The 16,341-nt window shown below is 46.0% G+C and carries 14 protein-coding genes and 1 rRNA gene (1 of these 15 cut by a window edge); 11 read left to right on the top strand and 4 right to left on the bottom strand.

Annotated elements, in window-relative coordinates; genetic code table 11:
• Window positions 1–24: 24 nt before the first annotated feature.
• Genes nagB through KH172YL63_RS17855 form a run of 3 tightly spaced genes read right to left on the bottom strand, consistent with a single transcriptional unit; the run spans window position 25 to window position 2,249 of the window.
• Window positions 25–789 (bottom strand): glucosamine-6-phosphate deaminase, encoded by a 765-nt coding sequence (nagB, locus tag KH172YL63_RS17865; RefSeq protein ID WP_173107357.1) that lies wholly within the window; start codon window positions 787–789, stop codon window positions 25–27.
• Window positions 776–1,984: an N-acetylglucosamine-6-phosphate deacetylase gene (gene nagA / locus KH172YL63_RS17860; protein ID WP_173107356.1), complete on the bottom strand. Its 1,209-nt coding sequence runs from the start codon at window positions 1,982–1,984 to the stop codon at window positions 776–778. The genes nagB and nagA overlap by 14 nt, the downstream gene beginning before the upstream one ends.
• Before the next feature lie 31 nt (window positions 1,985–2,015).
• Window positions 2,016–2,249: a DUF3953 domain-containing protein gene (locus tag KH172YL63_RS17855; RefSeq protein ID WP_173107355.1), complete on the bottom strand. Its 234-nt coding sequence runs from the start codon at window positions 2,247–2,249 to the stop codon at window positions 2,016–2,018.
• Between the two features lie 121 nt (window positions 2,250–2,370).
• Between KH172YL63_RS17855 and KH172YL63_RS17850 the strand changes: the two genes are divergently transcribed.
• The 8 genes from KH172YL63_RS17850 to KH172YL63_RS17815 all read left to right on the top strand — a co-directional run bounded on the left by KH172YL63_RS17850 (window position 2,371) and on the right by KH172YL63_RS17815 (window position 12,631).
• Complete coding sequence (locus KH172YL63_RS17850) at window positions 2,371–3,324, top strand: aminoimidazole riboside kinase (protein ID WP_173107354.1); 954 nt, start codon at window positions 2,371–2,373, stop codon at window positions 3,322–3,324.
• A 117-nt stretch (window positions 3,325–3,441) separates the two neighbouring features.
• Entirely contained in the window at window positions 3,442–4,263 is an 822-nt protein-coding gene (locus KH172YL63_RS17845; RefSeq protein ID WP_173107353.1) for a Cof-type HAD-IIB family hydrolase, read from the top strand.
• Between the two features lie 176 nt (window positions 4,264–4,439).
• Window positions 4,440–5,315, top strand: a complete 876-nt coding sequence (locus KH172YL63_RS17840; RefSeq protein ID WP_173107352.1) for an ABC transporter permease subunit — start codon at window positions 4,440–4,442, stop codon at window positions 5,313–5,315.
• Window positions 5,316–5,317: 2 nt separating this feature from the next.
• Window positions 5,318–6,328, top strand: a complete 1,011-nt coding sequence (locus KH172YL63_RS17835; RefSeq protein ID WP_173107351.1) for an ABC transporter permease — start codon at window positions 5,318–5,320, stop codon at window positions 6,326–6,328.
• Window positions 6,329–6,724: 396 nt separating this feature from the next.
• Window positions 6,725–8,704 carry a lipoteichoic acid synthase gene (locus KH172YL63_RS17830; protein WP_197747080.1) on the top strand — a complete coding sequence of 660 codons (1,980 nt, stop codon included), beginning with the start codon at window positions 6,725–6,727 and terminating at the stop codon, window positions 8,702–8,704.
• Window positions 8,705–9,095: 391 nt separating this feature from the next.
• Entirely contained in the window at window positions 9,096–9,848 is a 753-nt protein-coding gene (locus KH172YL63_RS17825; protein WP_332066880.1) for a DeoR/GlpR family DNA-binding transcription regulator, read from the top strand.
• On the top strand, window positions 9,845–10,756 hold the full coding sequence (gene pfkB / locus KH172YL63_RS17820; protein ID WP_173107349.1) for a 1-phosphofructokinase: 912 nt from the start codon (window positions 9,845–9,847) through the stop codon (window positions 10,754–10,756). Before KH172YL63_RS17825 ends, pfkB begins: the two co-directional genes overlap by 4 nt.
• Before the next feature lie 15 nt (window positions 10,757–10,771).
• On the top strand, window positions 10,772–12,631 hold the full coding sequence (locus KH172YL63_RS17815) for a PTS fructose transporter subunit IIABC (RefSeq protein ID WP_173107348.1): 1,860 nt from the start codon (window positions 10,772–10,774) through the stop codon (window positions 12,629–12,631).
• Window positions 12,632–12,831: 200 nt separating this feature from the next.
• Here the strand turns inward: KH172YL63_RS17815 and KH172YL63_RS17810 are convergent, their stop codons facing one another.
• Window positions 12,832–13,524 (bottom strand): MgtC/SapB family protein, encoded by a 693-nt coding sequence (locus KH172YL63_RS17810; protein WP_173107347.1) that lies wholly within the window; start codon window positions 13,522–13,524, stop codon window positions 12,832–12,834.
• Between the two features lie 104 nt (window positions 13,525–13,628).
• On the opposite strand from KH172YL63_RS17810, the gene KH172YL63_RS17805 reads away from it, so the two are divergent.
• The 3 genes from KH172YL63_RS17805 to KH172YL63_RS17795 form a co-directional block, all read left to right on the top strand.
• On the top strand, window positions 13,629–14,546 hold the full coding sequence (locus KH172YL63_RS17805) for a DMT family transporter (RefSeq protein WP_173107346.1): 918 nt from the start codon (window positions 13,629–13,631) through the stop codon (window positions 14,544–14,546).
• On the top strand, window positions 14,536–15,039 hold the full coding sequence (locus KH172YL63_RS17800) for a GNAT family N-acetyltransferase (protein ID WP_173107345.1): 504 nt from the start codon (window positions 14,536–14,538) through the stop codon (window positions 15,037–15,039). Before KH172YL63_RS17805 ends, KH172YL63_RS17800 begins: the two co-directional genes overlap by 11 nt.
• A gap of 550 nt (window positions 15,040–15,589) precedes the next feature.
• Window positions 15,590–16,341: ribosomal RNA gene (locus KH172YL63_RS17795) — 16S ribosomal RNA — on the top strand; it runs 716 nt beyond the window's last position.

Raw genomic sequence — 16,341 nt, 5'->3', positions numbered from 1 at the left:
CAAACTATCATTAGTTCGCCGCCTTCATATGTTGTTCCTATCGGCCTTCCCTCTCGGCAAGTCTTTAACTAGATTCAATGCTTCTTCGTCGGCGATCACCTTCACATTTGGATGGCGATTTAAGATCGACGCGGGGAAGGAATCTGTGATCTCCCCTTCGAGAAGCTGTTTTAATGCGTTCTGTTTCTTTTTGCCGGAAACGAGGAGGAGGATTTCCCTGCTCTTCATAATCGACTTAATTCCCATCGTGATCGCATGGGTCGGCACTTCTTCGATCCGATTGAAGTAGCGGGCATTCGCTTTTCTTGTCGACGGGGTCAGTTCTACGAGATGGGTACCTGATTCAACTGAAGTGCCAGGCTCATTGAAACCAATATGTCCATTTGATCCGATTCCGAGCACCTGAAGATCGATCCCGCCTTTTGACTCAATGCGCTCATCATATGCCTTGCATTCTTGTTCTAGGTCAGCTGCCATCCCAGAAGGAATATGAGTATTTTGATGAAGGATATCGATGCTTTGGAATAAATGTTCATTCATATAATGCCTGTAGCTGTTTGGGTGGTTTCCCGGCAGTCCGATGTATTCGTCCAGGTTAAAGGAAGAGACAGACCTATAAGAGGTTCCATTACGGATGTGATCAAGGACCATCGCTTCATAAAGGCCCCTGGGGGTTCCTCCCGTCGCTAAACCAATAACCAATTCCGGGTCTTTTCTTACTTTGGATGCTATATAGTCAGCCGCTTTTTGGCTCATTTCCTGATAGTTCTTTACTTCAATCAGTTCCATGTTGGTCACCCTCCCGACGATAGGCGATTTCTCCATTACATATGGTCATATATACATCGTTATTTTCGTCCAGTATGACGATGTCAGCATCTTTCCCCTGAGCGAGGCTGCCTTTCCGGTCGAAAACATTCAGCTGCCTGGCTGGATTTTCTGCAGTCATCCGGATGGCGCTTTTCATATCCCCGGTCGTATAGCGTTGAATATTGGCAAATGCATCCCGCATTTTCAGGACGCTCCCTGCCAATGTATCGGCGTCCAATAACGCTTTGCCGTCCTTGACCGTGACGATTTGTCCCCCAAGATCATACTGGCCATTCTTCAGGCACTTTGCCCTCATGGAATCTGTGATCAGGATGAGCCGTTCGTCCGTAATTTGGTTGAATGCCATTTGAACGACTTCAGGACGGACGTGGATGCCATCCGCTATCAGCTCGACCATCAGTTCTTTTCTTGAAAAAGCTGCCCCGACAATGCCCGGTTCCCGGTGATGGAGACCTGTCATTTGATTGAATAGGTGTGTGACATGGGACAGGCCTGCCCCGATGGCTTCCCCTACCTGATCGAATGTTGCACTGGAATGTCCGACTGAGGCGATGATGCCATGCTCGTTTAAATGACGGATCAGTGAGTGGCCTGCATCAAGTTCCGGGGCGAGGGTCACCAGTTTGATGAAGTTTCTGGCCAGTTTCTGCCATGAAACGAAGAGGTCCACATCAGGCTTTTTGATTGAAGAGAGCGGTTGTGCCCCGGCTTTTGCGCTGTTGATGAACGGACCTTCCAAGTGGATGCCAAGGATCTCTGCCTGACCGGGCTTCTGATAATGCGACATATAGTCGGCCGTGTTTTTCAAGGCTTTTTCAATGGCTTCTTCTGCTTCTGTCATGGTTGTGGCAAGAAAGCTGGTCGTCCCTTCTTTCGGAAGAGCAGCGGTCATCGTATCGAGCGCTTCCCTGGTTGCATCCATCGTATCGGCGCCGTTCACACCGTGAATATGAAGGTCGATCATTCCCGGGACGGCACGAAAGCCGGGAGGAAATGAAATCACGTGATCGCCATCAGCAGATTGTAACCGGGAAAGATCATCGATTTCAGTGATGACACCTCTTTGGACCTTGAGATATCCACGTTCAATCGTTTGATCTTCAGTATAAACAGCAGCCCCTTGAATAATCAGATTGTTACTCGACGAGCTCATCAGGCATCCCTCCTTGAATCTACATGGTTTTTTAAAATAATGAATATGTCATGACAAAGCCAAGGAATACAGCTGTAGAGAAATAAAGCCAGCCGGCTGGTTTCCTGTTTGCCTTGATCTCTGATAATCCCATCATGTGCATCATCATGCTGAGAGCGAGAAACATACATGTATAAATGATGTCAGGTGTTTGTTCACTGAATAATGCGTATAAAGCAAATGAGATGGCGATAAGTGAAAATAAAACCCGGAACTTGAACAGCATGCAAAGTCCTCCTGTCAGTTTGGATGAGTTTATGATACCACATATTCCCACCGATGTTTGTGCCTTCTTATCCTTGTCCATGGTAAGATGAAATCAATGAACAGAATGAGGGGGATGGCAGATGAAAAACGGGATCCTTTCACTGGGTGAAGCCTTGATAGACTTTATCCCGCTTGATGAGAACAATGCAATTTATCAAAAAAGTCCAGGAGGTGCGCCTGCGAATGTGGCAGTTGGTGTCGCACGATTAGGGGTGAGATCGAGCTTCCTTGGCAAGGTCGGGGAGGACGTACTGGGGAGATTCCTGCACGAAACCCTTCAAGGCTATGGCGTAAGGACCGACCAGATGCTGCTGACTCCTGATGTCCGTACGGGTGTTGTGTTTGTAACGAACGGAGAAGACGGTGAACGGAGCTTCGACTTTTATATAGATCCAAGTGCAGACCGGTTCCTTCATGTGGACGACCTTGATGAGGAGGAGATCCTTTCACATAAGATCCTTCATTTTGGATCCATCTCCCTGATCGGTTCACCGTCGAGGGAAGCAACGATCCAGGCGGTGAAGACGGCAAAGGAAAATGGGGTATTGATTTCCTATGACCCAAATATCCGTATGGGTCTTTGGGAATCTGAAGAGATTGCCCGTACAACGATTACAAGCATGCTCGCTGAAGCGGATGTGTTGAAGATCTCGGAGGAAGAACTTGCATTTCTTACCGGTGAAACAGACATTGAAGCGGGTGTGGCCATACTTAAGACTTACGATATCGATCTGATGTTCATCACCCTTGGGGCAGAAGGAAGTTATGTGGTGACAGGCGAGGAGCTTCGGCATGTCCCGACGTTGAAGGTGAAGGCGGTTGATACGACCGGAGCAGGAGATGCGTTCGTATCGGGCATCCTGTATTCCCTTCATGAATATGGGGGAGGGCTCAATGAATTGACCATCGGGGATGGGGTAGCCATGGCGAGATTTGCCTCAGTTTCCGGTGCGCTTGCCGCATCAACGAAAGGTGCGATGACCGCCCTGCCTTCCATAGAAGAAGTGAAACGACTTTTGACTGAGGAAAAATGATGAAGTGAGCATAACTGTTTTTACAGGCAATCCTTCCATCATTTTATTTTTTCAAATGGGCCAAGTGATGTTATAGTAGAGTCATATAAATTGGACTTTCTGAAAGGATTTTTCATCATGACATATAAAATGATTGTACTGGATTTAGATGATACATTGCTGCGGGACGACCAAACGATCTCAGCGCGAACAAAGGATGCTTTGTTCAAAGCACAAGAAGCCGGAGTGAAAGTGGTACTTGCTTCCGGGCGGCCGACATTTGGCATGAGATGGGTGGCAAAGGAATTGAAGCTTGATCAATACGGCAGCTTCATCCTGTCTTTCAACGGCTCGAAAATCATAGATTGCAAGACCGATGAGGAGAAATACAGCCGGACTTTGTCAGCAGAAACGGCTCACCGCTTATATGATCTGAGCAAGCGTGAAGGCGTGGGCATCCTCACCTACGCGGATGACGCCATCATCGTAGAAGAAGAGAACGAATTTGCTGCGATAGAAAGTGAACTGACAGGGCTGCCGGTCAAGGTTGTCCCTGACTTCAAGGAAGCGGTCAAGGCCCCGGTCGTGAAAGCCCTGATGCTGAAGGAAGCCGACCACCTGGTGGAAGTGGAGAAGAAGCTGCAGGAGGAACTCCACGGCGAACTGAGCGTCATGCGCTCTAAGCCTTTCTTCTTGGAATTCACCGAGCTTGGTGTCACAAAAGGAGCAAGCCTTGATTACCTCATCAAGCCGATGGGGTTGAAAGCCGAAGAAATCATCGCCATCGGGGACAGCTACAATGACCTTGCCATGATCGAATATGCCGGTCTTGGTGTCGCCATGGGCAATGCCCCGCAGGACATCAAAGAGCAAGCCGATTATGTAGCAGCTTCCAATATGGAAGATGGCGTAGCAGAAGTAGTTGAAAAATTTGTGCTGAAAGAACTTTCTATCGTGTAAGTCTTCAGCCTCTGAAAAAGCCGGACGATCATTCCAAATCGTTCGGCTATTTTTTATGGGAGAAATCATTCTGAGGTTCTATTATGCGGCTTTTATCACAAATAGGAAAAATATGTATAAAACAACCCATTCTATGATACTATTAAACATAATCAAGCTATCAGGAGGACAAGTCAGTGAAGCGTTTGTTTGATATTGTATTGAAATTCCTGCTCTCTGTGATCGGCATCATATTTATCGGAGGATTACCAGTCCTCCTGTCGGGGATCGGTCAGCGGGAACTGCGTATACTTCCATATTGGGATACCGTTAAAGACATCATATTTGCCCTGTTTCATCCAGGGGCATTGACATATGCCATAGCGGGCGGTCAGAAAGAGCGGACTTTATTTCCGTATTTGTGGGAGCCCATCACCTACTCATTATTCATCCTGTTCACCGCCTTTCTTCTGGCAAGCTTCTTAAGCATCCTGCTCACCATTCTCATCATGCTGTTTTCCGAACGGAACAGAAACCGGATCAAATTCGTGTTTTACCTGTTCGAAGCGATCCCGGATGTACTGGTGATTTTACTTTCTCAACTATTGGTCCTAGCTACTTATAAACATACAGGCATCCTGTTTTTTGAAATTGCCTCGATAGAAACAGAACGTGCATATCTTCTTCCTGTCCTGGTTCTTGCCATCCTGCCTACCGTACAGCTGTTCAGGGTTTCGATCCTCTCATTTGAACGGGAAGAGAGAAAAGATTATGTCACCCTCGCCCAATCGATCGGTCTTGGAAAACTGGTGATATTGACTTTTCATATTTTAAGAAATGCCATCATTACCGTCTTCTTTCAATCAAAAAAGACCGTCTGGTTCATGCTCTCCAATCTATTCGTACTAGAGCTCTTGTTTAACATTGCAGGCATCACCCGCTTCTTAAAAACCTCATTGCAGCCGACAATGTTTACAATCGCCGTGCTTTCAATATTCATCCCACTGTTTGTCTTTTACACGGTTGGGGAATGGCTGCTCGCCAAAAACGCCAACAAAGGGGAGGAAATATAAATATGAAGAAAAGTGTTTGGAAAAACCCCTTCTTTCTGATTGGTTTCACCTTCATCACTGTGATGGTCCTCGCGAGCTTTGCCTATTCCTTTGTTTGGGGAAATGAGGTGCGGAGGCTGTATTTCCTGTCGGTTGACGGTGTGGTGGTCGAATCATCCCCGATTTCGCCCAAATGGTCATTTCCTTTCGGGACCGATGCCCTCGGACTTGATATGCTTGGGAAAATCCTCATAGGGGCCAAATATACGATACTGACCGCGTTGGTAATTGCCTTTTTAAGAGTTTGCCTGGCAATACCGATCGGCTTGATTTTTGGGACTTTCCTTTTAAAATATAAAAAGTATATCAACGGCTGGATCGATTCTTTCCATTATATCCCCTTGACCATATTGGCCTATTTCTTATTGGAGCCGATCCTGTGGGAGCCCTTTGACGGATTCACGACTACCATCGTCGAGCGTTTCATTCTAGAAATCCTCCTGCTGACGATCCTCATCGTCCCGATTCTCTCGGCACTGATCGGGAATGAAGTATCTCTGATATACAAGCAGGAATTCATCTTGAGTGCCAAAACACTCGGTGCCGGAAAATGGCGGATCATCCTGAAACATATCTTGCCCTCCATGAAGGAAAAGCTTGTCATCATGTTTGGCCAGCAATTCATGCAGACGCTCATCATCTTCATCCATCTCGGACTGTTGACCCTGTTCCTCGGGGGGACGGACGTTGATTATCAATTGGTCAATGATCCGCCCCGATCCATCACATATGAATGGTCGGGCTTGATCGGCGATTCGTTCCGCTACCTGCAAGGTGCGCCGTGGATCCCGCTGACGCCCATCCTGTTCTTCACCGCCACGATGCTGTCGGTATCCCTGATGATCGAAGGGTACGTGCAGGCAACCAGCGGTCACTCGTATTATAAAAAGAAATTCAAAGAAGCATATAAAAAAGATGAAAAGCAATATAAGCAGAAATTGGAACAGTCGGATTTTCAGAAAGCCGAGCTGTAAATGTGCATACTAAGTTTGAAGAATGTAAGTGTATGGTAAATATTACATGGACTAAATAAGTTTCATGTAAACACGAACCGGGAATACAATTACTCTGGATAAACATTGTGTAATCACTTACATTCATGCAGGCTTATGGGAAAATGTGGGTCGTTCACCTGTTGTTCATATTTGCCCGTCCATTGACAGGGCAAGGCTCAGCAAGTAAAGCAGCCCGATTTGTCGAATTCCCATGAAATATTTTTGTTACATTTACCGCAAAATGTTATACACATGAAATTTATTTTTGTTATAATACTCGTTGTTGATTCAAATGAATTTACATTGGCTAAACAATTCCTTCATGAATTTACATTTATAAAAGCATCAAATTAATTAATAAAAAGGTGATGAAGTATGAACTTCTTTAAAAGACAGTTTGAAGATATGCGCACTGGGAAGTTATCGTTCTTCTTTACAGTCGTCGTATTATTTTGGATTAAAACATATGCAGTCTATTTAGCTGAATTTAACCTGGGAATACAAAATGCGCTTCAGCATTTTCTTTTATTTCTAAACCCGTTAAGCTCAGCAATGCTATTCTTTTCACTGGCGTTATTCTGGAAAGGCAAGGGCCGATATATTGCATTCATCGTGATTAACCTGCTGATGTCCTTCGTCCTTTATGCAAACGTCGTGTACTACCGTTTCTTTAATGATTTCATTACGGTTCCGGTCCTGTTACAGGCGAAAACAAACAACGGACTCGGCGGAAGTGCACTTGAACTGATCAATCCTATGGACATCTTGTATTTCTTAGACTTATTTATCATCATTGGGTTCATGGTGTTGAAGAAAGTGAAACCACAGGAAAAATTACGATTCCGTTCAGTATTTGCGGTCATGACTTCTGCAGTCCTTGTGTTCTTACTGAACCTGGGCCTTGCTGAAATCGATCGTCCTGAACTATTGACCCGAAGTTTTGACCGTAACTACCTTGTAAAGTATCTGGGTACACATAACTTTACGATTTACGATGTGATCCAGAACTCTAAAACATCTGCCAAGCGTGCGCTTGCTGACAGCAATGAAGTATCAGAAGTCGAAAACTATGTAAAAGCAAACAAAGCGACGCCGAATCCGGAATACTTCGGTAAAGCAAAAGGGAAAAACGTCATTTATGTATCGATGGAATCCCTGCAATCATTTGTGATCGATAAAGAAATCAACGGTCAAGAGGTAACACCATTCTTGAATTCATTAGTGGAAAAAGAAGATGCGATTTACTTCGATAACTTCTTCCACCAGACCGGCCAGGGTAAAACATCCGACGCCGAATTCATCATGGAAAATGGCTTATTCCCATTACCGCAGGGTGCCGTTTTCATGACGCATGCGAATAACACATTCCAATCAGCACCAGGAATTTTAAAAGGTGAAGGATACAATTCAGCCGTCTTCCACGGTAACTATAAAACGTTCTGGAACCGTTCTGAAATGTACCGCTCCATGGGATATGACGAATTCTACGATGCAACGTATTATGATATGAGTAAACCGGAAGAGCAGCTTCCATACGGCCTGAAGGATAAACCATTCTTCGAGGAATCCATGCCGATGCTTGAAGCACTGCCCCAACCGTTCTATACGAAGTTCCTGTCACTATCCAATCACTTCCCATTCGATCGACATGAGGAAGATACAGATTTCGAACAAGGTGACTTCGGTGACGGAGTGGTGAACCGTTACTTCCAAACGGCAAACTACATGGACTCAGCACTCGAAGAGTTCTTCAACAACCTGAAAGAAGACGGTTTATATGATGATACAGTGATCGTCCTTTACGGAGACCACTACGGTATCTCAGAAAACCACAATAAAGCGATGGCAGAAGTGACAGGTAAGGAAATCACCGACTTCGAAAATGCCCAGCTCCAACGGGTGCCATTGTTCATCGTCGCACCAGGAGTGAAAGGTGAAGTGAATCACACATACGGCGGTCAAGTCGACGTCCGTGAAACACTTTTCAACCTTCTTGGTGTAAACAACAAAGACTATATCAGCTTCGGTCAGGACCTGCTTTCCAAGGACCGCAAGCAGATCGTGCCGTTCCGTAACGGTGACGTCATCTCACCGGAATACTCTGAAATCAAGGGAGTATGCTACGATAACGAAACCGGCCTGCCTGTAGAAGATGGAAGCAACGCCTGCGAAGAAATCACAAAGCAAGCGAACAAGAGCCTTGAACTTTCAGACAAAGTCGTCTACGAAGATCTGCTCCGTTTCTACAAGCCAGAAGGCTACAAGCAGATCGACCGACAAGATTACCAATATATCAACCCGAATCCGAAAAGCTCATCCGAGCCGGATTCTTCCAGCGAAGAGAATCACCAATAATTCGGGAGTTATAAGTCAGTATCCTGCGCCATTGATGGCGGGGATGCTGGCTTTTTTGTTGGGGATTTGTGTGGGATTTGTTGCCTGTTGAAATTATCGGGGGTTTTGACTGTTGAATAAAGAGAAAAGTTTGTCAGTTGAATGTAAGAGGAATATTGTCTGTCAAAATAGTCGCTTGGTTTGTCAGTTAAAATCCCCTTGAAATTTAACAGACAAAATCCATCTGAATTTCAACTGACAAAGTCTTTACAAATTTCAACTGACAAACCCAATGACCGTTTCTGACCACTACTTGAACGAAAATGAAAGATAATGACCAAAAATGATTGATTTCTGTAAACGTTATCATTATAATGAACGTAATAACAATCGGAGAAAGAAGGGAAGCACGATGTTAACCGAGGAGCGACATCGAATCATTTTAGACCTGCTCAAGGAAAAGGAAGCGATCAAAGTGCAGGAAATCGTTGATGCGACCAATGCGTCCGAGTCTACGATCCGCCGTGATTTGACGCAGCTGGAGGAAGAGAAATATTTGAAAAGGATTCACGGAGGGGCATCCAGGCTTCAGGGAAAACTGAAGGAATTGAGTGTTTCTGAAAAATCAACCAAAAGCCTTCAAGAAAAGCAGTCGATCGGACAATATGCCGCTTCTCTTGTAGAGGAGGGGGACTGTATTTACTTGGATGCAGGTACGACAACGCTGAGCGTGATCGATCATCTGCCGCAAATCGATATCGTTGTGGTCACAAATGGCCTGACCCATGTAGAGGCCCTGATCGGGAAGGGGTTCAAGACGTATATGATCGGTGGTCACGTCAAGCCGGTCACCCGGGCGATGGTAGGGAGCGGGGCGTTGGAATCTCTCCGTCAATACCGGTTTGATAAAGCGTTCATGGGAGCGAACGGCGTCCATAGCCAATACGGGTTTACGACTCCTGATCCGGAGGAAGCCCAGATCAAGCGAACGGCTATCGAGTTGGCAAGGGAAGCGATGTTCCTTGTGGATGATTCCAAGTTTGGGGAGATTGCATTCAGTAAAATCGTGGATCTTGATAGAGCTACGATCATTACTAATGCCATCAACGAAGAACAAGATGCGGCAATGATGAAACAGACTACGATAAAGGTTGTGACAACATGATATATACAATAACACTCAATCCTTCAGTGGATTACATTATGGAATTGGAACAATTTCAGAAAGGTGAACTGAATCGGAGCAAGGCGGAAAGTGCTTTCCCGGGCGGCAAGGGAATCAATGTTTCACGGGTGCTGCATGAACTGGATGTGGAAAGTGTGGCCCTTGGTTTCGCAGGGGGATATACAGGCGAGTATATCAAGCAGTTCCTCGCTCAGGAAGGGATTCGTTCCGACTTTGTCCGGGTGGAGGAAGCATCCCGGATAAATGTGAAAGTGAAAGCGGATGACGAAACTGAAATAAACGGAAGTGGGCCGGCGATACACAGTGAGCATATTGAAATGCTTCTTGAACAAGTTTCTCTCCTCGGGAAGGATGACATGGTTGTGCTTGCTGGAAGCATTCCTTCATCCGTACCTGACACATTCTATGAGCAGATTGCCTCCCGGTGTCAGAAGCAGGGGACCAAAGTGATCATAGACGCAGAGAAAAGTCTGATTCAACCTGTGTTGCCGTTACGGCCATTTTTGATCAAGCCGAACCACCACGAGCTTGGTGAGATGTTTGATGTGGAGATCGCCACCATTGAAGATGCGATTCATTATGGAAAGAAGTTGAAGGAAACCGGGGTCCAACATGTGATGGTATCCCTCGCTGAAAAAGGGGCGCTGCTGCTGACGGATGATGCGGTATTATTCTCTTCAGTCCCAAAAGGGGAATTGAAAAGTTCTGTTGGTGCCGGGGATTCTACCGTAGCAGGATTTCTAGCCGGTCTCTCAAGAGGATGGGATATAGAAGATGCTTTCCGGTTAGGGACATCTGCCGGATCAGCGACCGCATATTCAATCGGTCTTTGTTCATCGGAAAAGATTGAAAGCTTATATAAAGAAATTGAAATTAAAAAAATTTAAAAGGGGGAATAAAAAATGAGAATTACTGAATTATTGACACAAGATACGATTCAGCTGCAATTGTCCTCTCATTCAAAAGCGGGAGTCATCGACGAACTCGTCAACGTTTTGGGTGAAAGCGGGAAGCTTAAGGATGCCGGGAAATTCAAAGAGGCGATCCTCAACCGGGAAGCGCAAAGTACGACAGGAATCGGAGAGGGGATCGCGATCCCCCATGCAAAAACGTCGGCGGTGAAGACCCCTGCCATCGCTTTCGGTAAATCAGAAGCCGGTGTGGATTATGATTCCCTTGACGGAGCGCCAGCTCACCTCTTCTTTATGATTGCCGCGACAGAAGGGGCGAATCAAACGCACTTGGAAGCATTGAGCCGTCTGTCTTCCCTGCTCATGGATATGGATGTGCGGAAGTCGCTGCTTGCTGCCTCTACAAAAGAGGAAGTGCTGGAAATCATTGACCGGCATGACGGCAAGGAGGAAGATCCTTCTGATGCCGAATCTGCAGGTGAGGAGAAAATACTTGCCGTCACCGCATGTCCAACAGGGATTGCCCATACGTATATGGCCGCCGATGCCTTGAAGGCAAAAGCGAAGGACTTGGGGATGAACGTGAAAGTTGAGACGAATGGTTCCGGCGGTGCGAAGAATGTACTGACTGATGAAGAAATTGAAAGCGCTACAGCGATCATCGTTGCCGCGGATACTAAAGTGGAGATGAACCGGTTCAAGGGGAAGCCTGTCATCGAAGTGCCTGTCGCAGAAGCAATCAGGCGTCCGGCGGAACTTTTGGAGCAGGCGAAGAAAAAGGAAGCGCCCATTTATCAAGGTCGTGAAGAGAAAAGTGAAGAACCCGAGAAAAAACAGAAGAGCGGATTTTATAAGCACCTGATGAATGGTGTTTCAAATATGCTTCCTTTCGTTGTCGGCGGTGGAATCCTGATCGCAATCTCCTTCCTGTTCGGTATTCAGTCGGCTAATCCCGATTCACCGGAATATAATGAGTTTGCAGCAATTTTGAGCACGATTGGCGGAGGAAATGCATTTTACTTGATGGTTCCGGTACTTGCAGGTTTCATTGCCATGAGTATCGCTGACCGTCCCGGCTTTGCGCCTGGTATGGTAGGCGGTTTGATCGCAGCAACAGGTCAAGGTGGTTTCCTTGGAGGAATCATTGCCGGTTTCCTGGCTGGATATGTTGTACTTGGAATCAAGCGGGCAACGAAACAATTCCCACCGGCACTGGAAGGGATCAAGCCGGTACTGATTTATCCTTTATTCGGAATCTTCATCACCGGATTCATTATGCTTCAGTTCCTGGTGGAGCCATTGAGTGCAGTCAATACCGGTATACAGAACTGGCTGGATGGATTGGGTACAGGGAACCTGGTTTTACTTGGCTTGATATTGGGCGGAATGATGGCGGTTGACATGGGTGGCCCGATCAACAAAGCGGCCTTTACATTCGGGATCGCGATGATCGAAGGCGGCAATATCGCCCCGCACGCAGCCATTATGGCAGGAGGGATGGTGCCTCCTTTAGGATTGGCGCTAGCCACAACATTCTTTAAAAAGAAGTTCAATGATAATGAAAGAAAAGCAGGCATTGCCGCTTACTTTATGGGCGCTTCATTCATTACCGAAGGAGCAATTCCCTTTGCAGCGGCTGATCCGATCAGGGTGATACCGTCCATTGTGACCGGATCAGCCATTGCCGGTGCATTGACGATGTTCTTTGGCATCGGATTGCCTGCGCCACACGGCGGGTTATTCGTTTTCCCAGTGGTCGAAGGAAATCCATTCCTGTATCTACTGGCGGTGTTGATAGGTTCCGTCATAACAGCTTTGATGGTAGGAGTATTGAAAAAGCCAGTGAAATAAAGAATGAAGAACCTGGTGGATGCCTGGTTCTTTTTCTTATCCTGGAATGAGTGCGTGTGATAGCTGACCTGAAAAAAGGGGATAAAAGTAACCATGGGCGTCAAACGAAAACCCGCTGGATCCCACAAAAAAACTCCGATTGCCTTCGGTTGGCGTTCGGAGTTTCCTTTGCCGGTATCGTTTTCGGTGACCTTCTTCGTTTATAAACTTTCAATTTCCACATCCTTGATTCCCTCTATTTCGGATATCGTATAATAAACATCCACTGTCTTCTTCCTGAAATCGACGATGATCTTCAACTCCAACAAATGCTGCTGATTCTTTAAATCTTTGATCCGTATGTTTTCAATTGAAATTTCCTCAGCTTTGATCCGCTCGATAATGGATTTGATTTCCCGTTTATTTAGAATCGTGGCCTTGAGGGAAAGTTCTTTTTCACGCAGCCGTTTCGGACCTAGATACGTGATGATGACCGGTACGACTTCAACGGAAACAATGAGCAGGATGACGCCTGCAGTGGCTTCGAGGTAAAAACCCGCCCCCACCGCAATCCCGATGCCTGCCGCCCCCCAGATCATCGCGGCTGTCGTTAACCCTGAGATGCTGTCATTACCGCGTCTGAGGATGACGCCTGCGCCAAGAAACCCGATCCCGGAAACAATCTGCGCCGCCAACCGCAGCGGATCCATCGTAATATTCACTTTATCTGAGCCTTCAGAAAGGTAAGCTGATTCTATCGACACAATCGTCAACAAACAACTGACGATGCAGATGACAAGGGAGGTCTTCAATCCTACCGGCTTCCTCTTTAACTCTCTTTCTAATCCAATGATCAATCCGAGAATCGCTGATATACCAAGCTTGATTAAAAAAGTGGTATCCAATAGTTCCATCGTGGCTTCCTCCACATTTCAGACCTGTATGAAAAACATATAGTAAATCGAGCCGCCTGATAATAAAATAAAGACTATGAAACATACCTGTCAGGAGGGTGGATATGTCAGAGACGAAAGTTAATCCCTATCTTTTGCTTGCCATCGGCGTCATCGCGGTTTCTACATCTGCGATTTTAGTGAAAGTGTCCACTGCTTCTTCCGGGGTCTTGGCATTTTATCGATTGTTTTTCACGGTCCTGTTAATGTCCCCGGTGTTTTTCTTAAAGTATGTGAAGGAATTGAAAGTTATTACTCACACAGACTGGCTATTTTCAGTCTTGGCAGGGGTATTCCTAGCATTTCATTTCATACTGTGGTTTGAATCCCTAGATTACACTTCCGTGGCCAGTTCAACGGTGCTCGTTACTTTGCAGCCATTATTCGCTTTCATAGGCGGTTACCTGTTCTTTCAGGAAAAAGTGACAGGGAAGGCAATCGTTTCTGCGCTTTTTGCCGTCAGTGGAAGCATCATCATCAGCTGGGGAGATTTCCGGATCAGCGGAAGTGCCCTCTGGGGTGACCTGCTCGCCCTGGCTGCCTGCGCGCTCATCACCGGGTATCTTCTGTTCGGTCAAACGATCAGAAAAAGGCTGTCGCTCATCACCTATACCTATTTGGTTTACACAATCAGTTCTGCCGTATTACTTTTGTACGTGCTTATTCGCGGTGAGAGCCTCTGGCCATACCCGGGTGAAGAGTGGGTCTACTTTCTGCTTCTCGCAGTCATTCCGACTTTGCTCGGTCATTCATTATTTAATTGGTCTTTAAAGTGGCTAAGCACCTCGACGATTTCGGTGGCCATCCTATTTGAACCAATCGGTGCTTCGGTCCTTGCGTATTGGCTGCTTTCCGAAAATTTACAGCTGAGCCAAGTTGTTGGTGGTATGATTATTATGTTGGGAGTCATGTTCTTCTTAATAGAAGAAAGGAAGATGAAAAGAGTTGTCCAAGGGAATGAGGTGAAAACAGATGTTACTTAGAAAGGCTGTATTGCAAGATGCCAAAGGAGTGGCTCATGTACATGTTGAAAGTTGGAAAACAACCTACCGGGGCATCGTATCCAATGAGTATCTTCAGTCATTATCTAAAGACAGCAAAGAAAAGAAATGGAGCGATATCCTTTCCAACACACATCATACTTATGTCTGTGAATTGGAGGATGGGGAAATAGCCGGCTTCGTTTCATTCGGTAAAGAACGATCAGGGGAATATGAAGGAGAGTTATATGCCATCTATCTGTTGGAAGAACACCAGGGGAAAGGGATAGGAAAGAAGCTATTTGAAATTGCCATGAAGGAACTTAAAACACAAGGGTTCAATTCAATGTGGATCTGGGTGTTAAAAGAAAACCCCTCAAAGCAGTTTTATTATACTTTTCAGCCTATGCTGATCAAGGAAGCTGAATTGGAAATCGGCGGTGGAAAGTATAAGGAAGAAGGGCTCTTACTCAACTTGAATGAAAAAGAGGAGTGACGGTGGGCATTCAGACCGTCACTCCTCTTTGTTAAAAGAACACATATGTCAAACCGGAGAAAACAAAAGCCATATTAACAGAAAAAATAAACGTCAATCCTCTTACCCGGTCCGGGCTTTCACAAATTTTCAATGCTTGGACATACGAATATGCAAATAGATACACGGCCATGATGAATGATAGATATAGTGCTGTGACTGAGAGCATATGTAAGGGCCCCTTCCCATCGTGTGTAATAATATTAAGTATATGAAGTCCAAGGAATGAAAGAACCGCTTCTCTTGAGGATTATTAAAATCTTAAAGATTTTAATAAAAATATATTGCAATAGCATTAAACGCATGTTATATTTATAAACGTCGCTGATACAGCAAACAACATTTTGAAAAAGAAATGAAAAAAGCAGTTGACGCGGAATGAATGAATATGTTAAATTAAAAAAGTCGCTTCTTCGAGAAGAGGACGAGCATTGAACCTTGAAAACTGAACAAAACAAGACAATACGTCAACGTTAATTCTAGATTTATTTTTAAAGAGCTAATCAAACTTTTATCGGAGAGTTTGATCCTGGCTCAGGACGAACGCTGGCGGCGTGCCTAATACATGCAAGTCGAGCGGATTGATGGGAGCTTGCTCCCTGATATCAGCGGCGGACGGGTGAGTAACACGTGGGTAACCTGCCTGTAAGATTGGGATAACTCCGGGAAACCGGGGCTAATACCGGATAATTCATTCCCTCGCATGAGGGAATGTTGAAAGGTGGCTTTTAGCTACCACTTACAGATGGACCCGCGGCGCATTAGCTAGTTGGTGAGGTAACGGCTCACCAAGGCGACGATGCGTAGCCGACCTGAGAGGGTGATCGGCCACACTGGGACTGAGACACGGCCCAGACTCCTACGGGAGGCAGTAGGGAATCTTCCGCAATGGACGAAAGTCTGACGGAGCAACGCCGCGTGAGTGATGAAGGTTTTCGGATCGTAAAGCTCTGTTGTTAGGGAAGAACAAGTGCCGTTCGAATAGGGCGGCACCTTGACGGTACCTAACCAGAAAGCCACGGCTAACTACGTGCCAGCAGCCGCGGTAATACGTAGGTGGCAAGCGTTGTCCGGAATTATTGGGCGTAAAGCGCGCGCAGGTGGTTCCTTAAGTCTGATGTGAAAGCCCACGGCTCAACCGTGGAGGGTCATTGGAAACTGGGGAACTTGAGTGCAGAAGAGGAAAGTGGAATTCCAAGTGTAGCGGTGAAATGCGTAGATATTTGGAGGAACACCAGTGGCGAAGGCGACTTTCTGGTCTGT

The organism is Bacillus sp. KH172YL63 (genome assembly GCF_011398925.1).
Lineage (GTDB): Bacteria > Bacillota > Bacilli > Bacillales > Bacillaceae_B > Rossellomorea.
Note: the sequence above shows the minus strand (reverse complement) of the source record. Positions and strands in the feature narration are given on the sequence as shown.